Genomic DNA, 11,462 nt, shown 5'->3' on the forward strand with positions numbered 1-11,462 from the left:
GAGCGGAGACGACCATGTTTGACAATCGACTGTTTCGCCCCGGCGGCCCCGTCAAGCCCGAGGAGAAGGATTGGCCGAGTTTCCGCGGCGCTATCAACGAAGCGATGCGGGAGGAAATGCGGCGCGATCCGCTGGTGTTCCAGATGGGGGAGGATATCGCGCTTGCCTCGCCCTTTGGCGTGACGACCGGCCTCGCCAAGGAGTTTGGCCGCGAGCGCATTCGCGATGCGCCGTGCGCGGAAGTGGCGGTGGTCGGAGCCGCGGTTGGCGCCGCCATGGGCGGCATGCGGCCGATCGTCGAATTCCAGTTTGGCGACTTCATGTCCGTCGCCATCGACCAGCTCACGCATCAAGCCGCCATGCTGCGCTATCTCACCGGTGGGCAGGTCAGCGTTCCGCTGGTCATTCGCCTGCCGTGCGGCGGCGGACAAGGTGCCGGCTCGCAGCATTCGCAGTCGCTGTATTCGTGGTTCGCGCACGTGCCGGGGATCAAGGTCTTGCTGCCCTCGACCTCGATGGACGCCAAGGCGATGATGAAGGCCGCCATCCGCGACAACAACCCGGTATTGTTTTTCGAGCACAAGCAGCTCTACCGCACGCGCTGGCCGGTTCCCGCGGAATTCCGCGACGCCGACCATGTGGCGGAACTCGGCAAGGCCGCCGTGCGGCGCGCGGGCGTCGACATTACCGTTGTCGCCACGCTCACGATGGTCCACCACGCGCTCGCCGCAGCAGAGGCCCTGGCTGCCGAGGGCGTATCGGTCGAGGTGATCGACCCCCGCACGCTGGTCCCCTTCGACGTCGACACGTTGGTCGCCTCGGTGCGCAAGACCGGGCGGCTTCTGGTCGTCGACGAAGCCTATCTGAACTTCGGCATCCAGGCTGAAGTGATCGCAACGGTCGCCGAGCGCGCGTTCGAAGCGCTGAAAGCCGCCCCGCGGCGGCTGGGCAATCCGAACGTGCCCGTGCCCTTCGCGCCGTGCCTGCAGGATGAAGTCCTGCCCGGCCGGGCGCGGATCGAGGCCGCGATACGCCAGATGATGTCGCGCTGAGCGGGAGCGAGGAACCTTCCCATGGACAGGACCAGCGCCTTCGCTTGGCAGCCGAACGCCGCGCTGTCGCAGGCGTCCAACGCCGCCGCCTTCATGCATGTGCTGGGCGTCGACAGCTGGGAAGCGATGGTTCGTTGCGGCGACGAAGACCCCGAACGTTTTCACCGCGTACTGCTCGACCACTTTGGCTTTCGGTTCTATCGGCCGTACAGCGCGGTGGTCGACGAGACCCGCGGTCCTGCCTGGGCGAGCTGGTGCGTGGGCGGGACAACCAACGTCGTGCTCAACGTGCTGGACCGCTGGCGCGGCACTCCGACCTACGACAAGCCACTGCTCGACTGGGAAGGCGAGGATGGTGCGCGCCGGACGCTGACTTACCGCGAAATCGATCGTGAGGTTTGCCGCCTCGCCGGCGGGCTGCGCGGGCTGGGGCTCGGGCCCGGCGACGTGGTGGCGATCTACCTGCCCAACGTGCCCGAGGCCATGGTCGCGATGCTTGCTGTAGCCAAAATCGGCGCCGTGGTGATGCCGCTGTTTTCCGGCTTCGGAGCCGACGCTGTGGCGTCGCGTCTGGCCACCGGCGGCGCGAAGGCCATCATCACAATCGACGCCAGCCTGCGCCGCGGCAAAGTGGTGAACGCCTTTGCAGTTGTGGACGAAGCGGCCGCTCTGTCGCCGGCTGTTGAGCATGTGATCGTGCTGCGCCACACCGGCGCGCCGGTAGACTGGCGTTCGGGGCGCGACCATTGGTGGGACGAGCTGTGTGCGACGCAGCCCGACACTGCTTCCACCCAGGAGATGGACGCCGAGGCGCCGTATCTGCTGGTCTTCACTTCGGGCACCACAGGCCAGCCGAAGGGTGTCGTGCACTCGCATATCGGCTTCACCGCGAAGCTGGTTCTCGACCTGTGGCTGTTGCTGGACTGCAAGCCGTCCGACCGTGTGTTCTGGATGAGCGACATGGGTTGGATCATCGGTCCATTGATCGTTTTTGGTACGCCGCTCGTCGGCGCCACGCTCGTGCTGGTGGAGGGGGCACCAAACTATCCCGACCCCGACAGGATGTGGCGCATCATCGAACGACAGCGCATCACTTATCTCGGCGTGGCTCCGACGACGGTACGCGGCTTCATGGCGCAGGGCAGTGCGCCGGCCGCCACATACGACCTTTCCAGCCTGCGGATGCTGATTTCCGCCGGCGAAGCGTGGACGCCTGAAGCATGGTGGTGGTTCTTCCAGCAGGCCGGCGGCGGTCGACTGCCCATTCTCAATTTCTCGGGCGGCACCGAGATGATCAGCATCATCGGCACCACCGTGCTGCTGCCGCTCAAGTGCTGCGGATTCAACTGCGCGCTGCCGGGCACTGGCGCCGATATCCTCGACGAGAGCGGGGCCAGCGCGATGCCTGGCGCCGTAGGCGAGCTGGTGATGCGGCGGCCCAGCATCGGCCTGACGCGCGGGATATGGCGCGATGAAGTGCGCTATCTGCAGACTTACTGGAGCACGTGGCCCGGCATCTGGCATCACGGCGACTTCGCCAGCCGGGACGCTGACGGCCAGTGGTATATCCACGGCCGTTCCGACGATACGATGAAGATTGCCGGCAAACGTACCGGTCCGGACGAAATCGAGGCGCTGGCACTGGCCACCGGGCAGATCGCCGACGCGGCGGCCATTGCCGTGCCCGACCCGATCAAGGGCTCGGCGCTGGTCCTCGTCTGTGTGCCCAAGCCTGGCGCGAGCGACCCCGACGCATTGCGCGACAAACTTGAGCGCGCGGTCACCCAAGGGCTGGGCACACCGTTCCGGCCGAGCCGCGTCATCTTTGTGTCGGATCTGCCGCGCACGCGCAACATGAAGATCATGCGCCGCGTGATCCGCGCCGTGTGCGCGGGCGAAGAGCCGGGCGATCAGAGCGCTTTGGTAAATCCGGAGGCCGTGCTGGAGTTGCGGATGCGTATCGGCAATGACCCGGACGACCGACGTCGGCGCGCTCCGTGAGTGTGACACCTATAGTACGTCTAGTACGTCGTCATACGCGCCGCTTAGGCAAGCGATCGTCGCCTTCAATCGGTCGCAAGGTAACGTCAGGAATAGCCGGTGACTGAGTTCATTCTCGAAACCCACGGATTGAGCAAGGAATTCGCGGGGTTCTTTGCCGTTCGCGATGTCGATCTCAGGGTTCGCCGTGGCAGTATTCATGCGTTGATCGGTCCCAACGGGGCCGGCAAGACGACGTGCTTCAATCTGCTGACCAAGTTCCTGAAGCCTTCGGCGGGCCGGATCCTCTATAAGGGGCAGGACATTACGGCGATGGCGCCGGCCGACGTGGCGCGCCTCGGCCTGGTGCGCTCGTTCCAGATTTCAGCGGTGTTCCCGCACCTCACCGCGCTGGAGAATGTCAGGGTCGCGCTGCAACGCCAACACGGGCACTCCTTCGATTTCTGGCGCTCCAAGACGGTGCTGGACCGCTTCAACGGCCGCGCCCATGAACTGCTCGACGATGTCGGCCTCAGCGAGTTTGCCAACACGCCTGCGGTGGAAATGCCCTACGGGCGCAAACGCGCACTTGAGATTGCAACGACGCTGGCGCTCGATCCGGAAATGATGCTGCTCGACGAGCCGATGGCCGGCATGGGACACGAGGACATCGACAAGATCGCCGCACTGATCAAGCGGATCTCGGCGAAATACACCATCCTGATGGTCGAACATAATCTCAGCGTCGTGGCCAATCTTTCCGACATCATCACGGTGCTGACGCGCGGACAGGTGCTGGCGGAAGGCAATTACGCCGAACTGACCAAGGACGAGCGCGTCAAGGAAGCGTATCTGGGGGCGGGTCATGGCTGATTCGAAGATGGCTGACGCCGCCGCGACCCCGGTGCTGACGGTGCAGGATCTCGAAGCCTGGTACGGCGAGTCCCATATCCTTCACGGGATCAATTTCAACGTGAATACCGGCGAGGTAGTCACGCTGCTCGGACGCAACGGCGCGGGCAAGACCACCACGCTGAAATCGGTGATGGGAATCATCGGCAAGCGCACCGGCTCGATTCGTTTCGGCGATCAGGACATCACGCGAACCTCGTCGGACAAGATCGCGCGCATGGGCGTCGCCTTCTGTCCCGAGGAACGCGGGATTTTCGCCAGCCTCGACGTGCGCGAAAACCTGCTGTTGCCGCCGGTGGTGTGCCCGGGCGGGCTGTCGCTGGACCAGATCTTCGACCTGTTTCCGAATCTCAAGGAAAGGCTCGACAGCCAGGGCACCAAGCTGTCGGGCGGCGAGCAGCAGATGCTGGCGATCGCCCGGATCCTGCGCACCGGCGCCCGGTTCCTGATGCTGGACGAGCCGACCGAAGGGCTGGCCCCGGTCATCATACAGCAGATCGGCCACACCATCGCACGCCTCAAGAAGGAGGGTTTTACAATTCTCCTTGTCGAACAGAACTTCCGGTTCGCGGCGACCGTCGCGGACCGTTACTACATCGTCGAGCACGGCAAGGTGATCGACGGTTTTGCGAACTCTGATCTGCAAGCCAATATGGACAAACTTCACACCTATCTCGGCGTCTGAACGACGTCGTCGAGCACAGCCACGGAGATACAGATGATAAACAGAATCTCGGCATTATTGCTTGGTACCGCACTGGCATTTGGCGCAAGCAGCGCCGCCCTTGCGCAGGATAAAGCCGTCAAGATCGGCGTGCTGACCGACAATTCGGGTCTTTACTCCGACCTCGGCGGCGCGGGCTCCACGCTCGCGGCCCAGATGGCGGTGGAAGATTCGGGGCTTGCCGCCAAGGGCTGGAAGATCGACGTGATTTCCGCCGACCATCAGAACAAGCCCGACATTGCCGTTAACACCGCGAGGCAGTGGATCGACGTCGACAAGGTAGATATCTTCGTGGACGTGCTGAACTCCGGCGTGGCGCTGGCAGTCAACAATCTCGTCAAGGAGAAAAACGGGGTCATGATCAACACCGGCGCAGCAACGTCGGATCTGACCAATACGCAATGTTCGCCGAACACGATTCACTGGGTCTATGATACCTACATGCTCGCCAACAGCACCGGCCAGGCGCTGGTGAAGGCCGGCGGCGACACCTGGTACTTCCTGACCGCGGACTACGCCTTCGGTCACGCGCTGGAGCGCGACACCGCCGCGGTAGTGCTGAAGTCCGGCGGCAAGGTGATCGGCACCGTCAGGCACCCGCTGAACACCGCGGATTTCTCCTCGTTCCTGCTGCAGGCGCAGGCATCGAAGGCCAAGATCGTCGGCATGGCCAATGCCGGCGGCGACACCACCAATACGATCAAGCAGGCGTCGGAATTCGGCATCGTCGCGGGCGGCCAGAAACTCGCCGGCCTGCTGCTGTTCATCAACGACGTTCACTCGCTCGGTCTGAAGGTGGCGCAAGGTCTGAATCTCACGGAAACGTTCTACTGGGACCTCAATGACGGGACTCGGGCGTTTTCGAAGCGCTTTTCCGAGCGCATGAAGAACAAGGCGCAGCCGTCCATGATTCAGGCCGGCGTCTATTCGGGCCTGGTGCACTACTTCAAGGCGATCGAGGCGATGGGCGGCAATCCGCATGACGGCATCAAGGTCGTCGAGAAGATGAAGTCGATGCCGACCGATGATCCTTTGTTCGGGAAAGGCACGATCCGCGTCGACGGCCGCAAGATCCACCCGGCCTATCTGTTCGAGGTCAAGAAGCCTACGGATTCCAAGGGCCCCTGGGACTATTACAAGCTGATCGGAACCACCCCCGGTGAGCAGGCTTTTCGGCCCCTTTCGGAAAGCGCTTGTCCGCTTCTAAAGAAGTAACAATGGCTGCCCGCCGGCGCTTGGCGTCGGCGGGTTTTCGCCCGACGTTTACAGAAGATTGAGTTTCGAAAGATTGATCGATGCAGGCTCTCTACGCGCAGCTTCTGGTGGGACTGATCAACGGCTCGTTTTATGCGCTGTTGAGCCTTGGGCTCGCCGTGATCTTCGGAATGCTCAACATCATCAATTTCGCGCACGGCGCGGTCTACATGATGGGCGCGTTCTGCGCCTATTTCCTGCTCAACGTGATGGGCATCGGATACTGGCCGGCGCTGATCATCGCGCCGATCGCGGTCGGCATCTTCGGCATGATCCTGGAGCGGACCATGCTGCAATGGCTGGCCGGGCTCGATCATCTCTACGGGCTGCTGCTGACGTTCGGGATGGCGCTGATCATCCAGGGCATCTTCCAGAACTATTTCGGCTCGTCGGGATTGCCTTATGCGATCCCCGATGAACTGAGGGGCGGCATGAACCTCGGCTTCATGTTCCTGCCGATCTATCGCGGCTGGGTCGTGGTGTTCTCGCTGATCGTCTGCATCGCCACCTGGTACCTGATCGAAAAGACGCGGCTCGGTGCCAATCTGCGCGCCGCCACCGAGAACCCGACGCTGGTGCGCGCCTTCGGCATCAACGTGCCCCGGATGATCACGCTGACCTACGGGCTCGGCGTCGGTCTGGCCGCGCTGGCCGGCGTGCTGTCGGCGCCGATCAACCAGGTGCGGCCGCTGATGGGTGCCGACCTCATCATCGTGGTGTTCGCGGTGGTGGTGATCGGCGGCATGGGCTCGATCATGGGTTCGATCATCACCGGCTTCGCGCTCGGCGTGATCGAGGGACTGACGAAATACTTCTACCCCGAAGCCTCCAATACCGTGGTCTTTGTGCTGATGGTGCTGGTGCTGCTGGTGAAACCGACGGGACTGACGGGACGGGCGACAACATGAGCGTATTGACCGACGATACCTTGCCGGCAGGCCCGCGCAGCATTCGCGACGAGATGATCGTGTTCGCCGCAATGGCGGCGTTGCTGGCGGCGGTGCCGCTGACCGGCATCTATCCGTTCTTCGTCATGCAGGCGCTGTGCTTTGCGCTGCTGGCCTGCGCCTTCAACCTGCTGATCGGCTACGGCGGCCTGCTGTCGTTCGGCCATGCGATGTTTCTGGGCAGCGCCGGCTACTTCACCGCGCATGCGCTGAAGGTCTGGGGCGTATCGCCCGAACTCGGAATCCTGATCGGCACCGTGGGCGCGGCCGGAATCGGCGTCATCACCGGCGTCGTCGCCATTCGCCGGCAGGGCATCTACTTCTCGATGATCACGCTGGCGCTGTCGCAGCTGCTGTATTTCATCTATCTGCAGACGCCCTTCACCCATGGCGAAGACGGCATCCAGGGCATCCCGCAGGGCTACCTGTTCGGAATTTTCAACCTCGCCAAGCCGACCGTGCTTTACTACGTCATCCTGGTCGGGTTCCTCGGCGGATTTCTGCTGATCTTTCGCACCATCAACTCGCCGTTCGGCGAGGTGCTGAAAGCCATCCGCGAAAACGAGCCGCGCGCGATTTCGCTGGGTTACAAGACCGACCAGTACAAGCTGCTGGCCTATATCCTGTCCGGGACGCTCGCCGGTTTCGCCGGTTCTCTCAAAGTGTTCGTGGCCCAGAATGCCTCGCTCACCGACGTGCACTGGACGATGTCGGGCGAAATCGTGCTGATGACGCTGGTCGGAGGCCTCGGCACCGTGTTCGGTCCGGTGGTCGGCGCCTTCGTCATCATCGCCATGCAGCAATATCTGGCCGGTTTCGGACAGTGGGTGACGGTGATCCAGGGCGTGATCTTCGTGGTCTGCGTGCTGACCTTCCGCCGCGGCGTGGTCGGCGAGATCGCGCATTATTTCCGACGATCGCTCTGATCGGGGCGTTTCCGGCGGATTTTTCGGCCTATAAAGCGGTGGATGACCCGGTTCCCGCCGCCGTTCGCTAGGCGCTTGTCTGGAAAGTGATTTATGACACTTTCATGACGGGCCGGCTCGGCCGGCCATTCTGCGACGATGGACATGCACCTATGCTGATGCGCTGGTTTCGCGCCTTTCTTCCCCGGGAAGAACGGTTTTTCGAGCTCTTTGCCAAGCATTCCCAGGTCTGCGTGCAGGGCGCACTGGCGTTGCAGGGCATGCTGCGCGGCGGCGAGGAAACCCCGGTGTTCTGCCAGCGGATCAACCAGCTCGAAAACGACGCCGACAATGTCACCCGCGAGGTGCTCACCGCGGTGCGCCGGACCTTCATCACGCCGTTCGACCGCGGTGACATCAAGAACCTGATCACCTCGATGGACGACGCCATCGACCAGATGCAGCAGACCGCCAAGGCGGTAATTCTGTTCGAGGTCCGCACTTTCGAACCGCCGATGCGCGAGATGGGAACGCTGCTGGTCGAGTGCGCCAACCTGGTCGGCAAGGCACTGCCGCTGATGCAGTCGATCGGCGAAAATGTCTCGATGCTGACCGCCATCACCGAGGAGATCGGCAAGCTGGAAGGCCGCATCGACGACCTCCACGATATCGGGCTGAAGGAGTTGTACCTCAAGCACCGCAATGCCAACACGATGGATTTCATCGTCGGCTCTGAAATCTACAAGCATCTGGAAAAAGTTTCGGACCGCTTCGACGACGTCGCGAACGAGATCAACAGTATCGTCATCGAACAGGTATAGGGTAGGGCCCGCGCAGTGGACACCACGCTGGGTCTTCCGATTCTGGTCGGGTTAATCGCAGTCGCGCTGCTGTTCGACTTCCTCAACGGGTTGCACGACGCTGCCAATTCGATCGCGACGATCGTATCGACCCGGGTGCTGCGCCCGCAATATGCGGTGCTGTGGGCGGCGTTCTTCAACTTCATCGCCTTCCTGGTGTTCGGGCTGCATGTCGCCAATACCATCGGCACCGGCATCATCGAGCCCAGCGTCATCGATTCCCGGGTGATCTTCGGCGCGTTGGTCGGCGCCATCGTCTGGAACGTGATCACCTGGGGACTGGGAATCCCGTCGTCCAGCTCGCACGCCTTGATCGGCGGCCTGGTCGGGGCCGGTATGGCCAAGGCGGGATTGTCGGCGGCGGTCTGGACCGGCCTGACGAAGACGCTGCTCGCGATCGTGCTGTCTCCGCTGGTCGGCTTCTTGCTGGCCCTGGTGCTGGTCGCGATCGTGTCCTGGGCCTCGGTACGCTCGACACCGTTTGCGGTCGATCGCGCCTTCCGGATTCTGCAATTCGTCTCGGCCTCGCTGTATTCGCTCGGACATGGCGGCAACGACGCGCAAAAGACCATGGGCATCATCGCGGTGCTGCTCTATTCGCAGGGCCACCTCGGCAGCGAATTCTCGGTGCCGTTCTGGGTGGTGCTGTCGTGCCAGGCGGCGATGGCGCTGGGCACCCTGATGGGCGGCTGGCGGATCGTCCGCACCATGGGCTTGCGAATTACAAAACTGACGCCGATGCAGGGGTTTTGCGCCGAGACCGGCGGGGCCGCGACGCTGTTCATGGCGACCTGGCTCGGGGTTCCCGTCTCGACCACGCACACCATCACCGGCGCCATCGTCGGCGTCGGCGCGGCGCGGCGGGTCTCGGCGGTGCGCTGGAATGTGGCGAGCTCGATCGTCTATGCCTGGGTGATCACCATTCCGGCCTCGGCGATTATCGCGGCGCTGACGTACTGGGCGGTCAATCTGATCCCGCTCGCCAAATAGGGTCAGGTCGCCAGCTTCAGTCCGACGATCCCGGCGACGATCAGGCCGATGCAGGCGATCCGGGCCACTCCGGCGGGATCGCCGAACAGCACGATACCCGCGATCAACAGCAGCACCCAAGCCATGGAACGGCCTCCGGCCAGCAGGGCCGTCCCTGCGCATGATCATGATGGGGTGGAGGTCGTCCTCGCTGCTCCCTATATGAGGTCGGGCGGGAGCGTGCGCAACCGTGCTGTCTGGGCCCCCAAATCCCCTTCCAACCCGTTGCAAATCCCCTTGATTGCGCCCGGTTTCCCTGCCACAGGCTCGCTGATGTCCGATCTCGCTTTCACTGCCGAATCGCCGCCCCGTTCCCTTCTGTCCGATGAAGTGGCGCGGCGGCGGACCTTTGCCATCATCTCGCATCCGGACGCCGGCAAGACCACGCTGACCGAAAAGCTGCTGCTGTTCGGCGGCGCCATCAATCTGGCCGGGCAGGTCAAGGCCAAGGGCGAACGGCGCAATACCCGTTCCGACTGGATGAAGATCGAGCGCGATCGCGGCATCTCGGTCGTCACCTCGGTGATGACGTTCGAATTCAACGACCTCGTCTTCAACCTGCTGGACACGCCGGGCCATGAGGACTTTTCGGAAGACACCTATCGGACACTGACGGCGGTGGATTCCGCCGTGATGGTGATCGACGCCGCCAAGGGCATCGAGGCGCGGACGCTGAAGCTGATCGAAGTCTGCCGCCTGCGCGACATTCCGATCATCACCTTCATCAACAAGATGGACCGCGACAGCCTCGACACGTTCGAGCTGCTCGACGAAATCGAAAAGACGCTGGCGCTCGATACCACGCCGATGACCTGGCCGGTCGGTCGTGGCCGCGATTTCATGGGCACCTACGATATTTCCACCGGCGGCATCCGGCTGCTCGAAGGCGGCGGCGCCAAGACCGGGGCTGCCGAAAACATCGACGTCGCCGAACTCGCCGGCCGCAACGCCAATCTCGACGTCGCCGAAATCACCGAGGAACTGGCGCTGGTGAAGGAAGCCAGCAAGCCGTTCAACCTGGCTTCGTTCCGCGAAGGCCACATGACGCCGGTCTATTTCGGTTCGGCGCTGCGCAATTTCGGGGTCGGCGATCTGCTCGAGGGCCTCGGCAAATTCGCGCCGCCGCCGCGCGCGCAGGATTCCAACCTGCGCAAGGTCGAGGCCTCGGAGCCGCGCATGAGCGCCTTCGTGTTCAAGATCCAGGCCAACATGGATCCGAACCACCGCGACCGCATCGCCTTTGCCCGGCTGTGCTCGGGCAAGCTGACGCGCGGCATGAAGGTGAAGCTGGTGCGCACCGGCAAGAGCATGACGCTGTCCAGTCCGCAATTCTTCTTCGCACAGGACCGCTCGGTGGCGGACGAAGCCTTTGCCGGCGACGTCGTCGGCATTCCCAATCACGGCACGCTGCGGATCGGCGACACCCTGACGGAAGGCGAGGACCTGACCTTCGTCGGCGTGCCGTCCTTCGCGCCGGAAATCGTCCGCCGCGTCCGCCTCACCGATGCGATGAAGGCGAAGAAGCTGAAGGAGGCGCTGCAGCAGATGTCGGAGGAGGGCGTGGTGCAGGTGTTCCGCCCGCGCGACGGCGCGCCGGCGCTGGTCGGCGTGGTCGGTCCGCTGCAGCTCGACGTGCTGAAGGCGCGGCTCGACGCCGAATATTCCCTGCCCGTCGAGTTCGAGGTCTCGGAATTCCAGCTGGCGCGCTGGATCTCCTCCGACGACCGCAAGAAGCTCGAGGCGTTCGTCGCCGCCAACAATTCCGGCGTCGCCGACGACGTCGACGGCGACCCGGTGTT

The 11,462-nt window shown here is 63.3% G+C and carries 10 protein-coding genes and 1 pseudogene; 10 read left to right on the plus strand and 1 reads right to left on the minus strand.

Going from position 1 to position 11,462, the window contains the following annotated elements:
• Positions 1-14 precede the first annotated feature (14 nt).
• From Q7U29_RS03890 to Q7U29_RS03930, 9 genes are all read left to right on the plus strand, one after another.
• Positions 15-1,052: an alpha-ketoacid dehydrogenase subunit beta gene (locus Q7U29_RS03890; protein WP_304738669.1), complete on the plus strand. Its 1,038-nt coding sequence runs from the start codon at positions 15-17 to the stop codon at positions 1,050-1,052.
• A 21-nt stretch (positions 1,053-1,073) separates the two neighbouring features.
• On the plus strand, positions 1,074-3,053 hold the full coding sequence (locus Q7U29_RS03895) for an AMP-binding protein (RefSeq protein ID WP_304738672.1): 1,980 nt from the start codon (positions 1,074-1,076) through the stop codon (positions 3,051-3,053).
• 129 nt (positions 3,054-3,182) lie between these two features.
• A complete protein-coding gene (locus Q7U29_RS03900; RefSeq protein WP_304738691.1) occupies positions 3,183-3,905 on the plus strand; it encodes an ABC transporter ATP-binding protein in 723 nt (240 codons plus the stop codon).
• Positions 3,898-4,629, plus strand: coding sequence for an ABC transporter ATP-binding protein (locus Q7U29_RS03905; protein ID WP_304738675.1), 732 nt, complete (start codon positions 3,898-3,900; stop codon positions 4,627-4,629). Before Q7U29_RS03900 ends, Q7U29_RS03905 begins: the two co-directional genes overlap by 8 nt.
• Positions 4,630-4,662: 33 nt before the next feature.
• Positions 4,663-5,883 carry an ABC transporter substrate-binding protein gene (locus tag Q7U29_RS03910; RefSeq protein WP_304738677.1) on the plus strand — a complete coding sequence of 407 codons (1,221 nt, stop codon included), beginning with the start codon at positions 4,663-4,665 and terminating at the stop codon, positions 5,881-5,883.
• A gap of 80 nt (positions 5,884-5,963) precedes the next feature.
• Positions 5,964-6,830: a branched-chain amino acid ABC transporter permease gene (locus Q7U29_RS03915; protein ID WP_304738680.1), complete on the plus strand. Its 867-nt coding sequence runs from the start codon at positions 5,964-5,966 to the stop codon at positions 6,828-6,830.
• Positions 6,827-7,795 (plus strand): branched-chain amino acid ABC transporter permease, encoded by a 969-nt coding sequence (locus Q7U29_RS03920; protein WP_304738683.1) that lies wholly within the window; start codon positions 6,827-6,829, stop codon positions 7,793-7,795. Before Q7U29_RS03915 ends, Q7U29_RS03920 begins: the two co-directional genes overlap by 4 nt.
• A 155-nt stretch (positions 7,796-7,950) precedes the next feature.
• Positions 7,951-8,595: a DUF47 domain-containing protein gene (locus Q7U29_RS03925; RefSeq protein WP_304738693.1), complete on the plus strand. Its 645-nt coding sequence runs from the start codon at positions 7,951-7,953 to the stop codon at positions 8,593-8,595.
• 15 nt (positions 8,596-8,610) lie between these two features.
• Positions 8,611-9,624 (plus strand): inorganic phosphate transporter, encoded by a 1,014-nt coding sequence (locus tag Q7U29_RS03930; RefSeq protein ID WP_304738685.1) that lies wholly within the window; start codon positions 8,611-8,613, stop codon positions 9,622-9,624.
• A 2-nt stretch (positions 9,625-9,626) separates the two neighbouring features.
• Here the strand turns inward: Q7U29_RS03930 and Q7U29_RS03935 are convergent.
• Positions 9,627-9,728: pseudogene (locus Q7U29_RS03935) on the minus strand (QacE family quaternary ammonium compound efflux SMR transporter); the annotation flags it as partial.
• Between the two features lie 208 nt (positions 9,729-9,936).
• On the opposite strand from Q7U29_RS03935, the gene Q7U29_RS03940 reads away from it, so the two are divergent.
• On the plus strand, positions 9,937-11,462 hold a 1,526-nt coding region (locus Q7U29_RS03940), incomplete at its 3' end, for a peptide chain release factor 3 (RefSeq protein ID WP_304738688.1).

The organism is Bradyrhizobium sp. (assembly GCF_030654605.1).
GTDB lineage: Bacteria > Pseudomonadota > Alphaproteobacteria > Rhizobiales > Xanthobacteraceae > Bradyrhizobium.

Excerpts from the sequence above, each read along its gene's own strand:
- Q7U29_RS03890 (WP_304738669.1), top strand. The coding sequence starts at position 15 with ATGTTTGACAATCGACTGTTTCGCCCCGGCGGCCCCGTCAAGCCCGAG.
- Q7U29_RS03895 (WP_304738672.1), top strand. The coding sequence starts at position 1,074 with ATGGACAGGACCAGCGCCTTCGCTTGGCAGCCGAACGCCGCGCTGTCG.
- Q7U29_RS03905 (WP_304738675.1), top strand. The coding sequence starts at position 3,898 with ATGGCTGATTCGAAGATGGCTGACGCCGCCGCGACCCCGGTGCTGACG.
- Q7U29_RS03910 (WP_304738677.1), top strand. The coding sequence starts at position 4,663 with ATGATAAACAGAATCTCGGCATTATTGCTTGGTACCGCACTGGCATTT.
- Q7U29_RS03915 (WP_304738680.1), top strand. The coding sequence starts at position 5,964 with ATGCAGGCTCTCTACGCGCAGCTTCTGGTGGGACTGATCAACGGCTCG.
- Q7U29_RS03920 (WP_304738683.1), top strand. The coding sequence starts at position 6,827 with ATGAGCGTATTGACCGACGATACCTTGCCGGCAGGCCCGCGCAGCATT.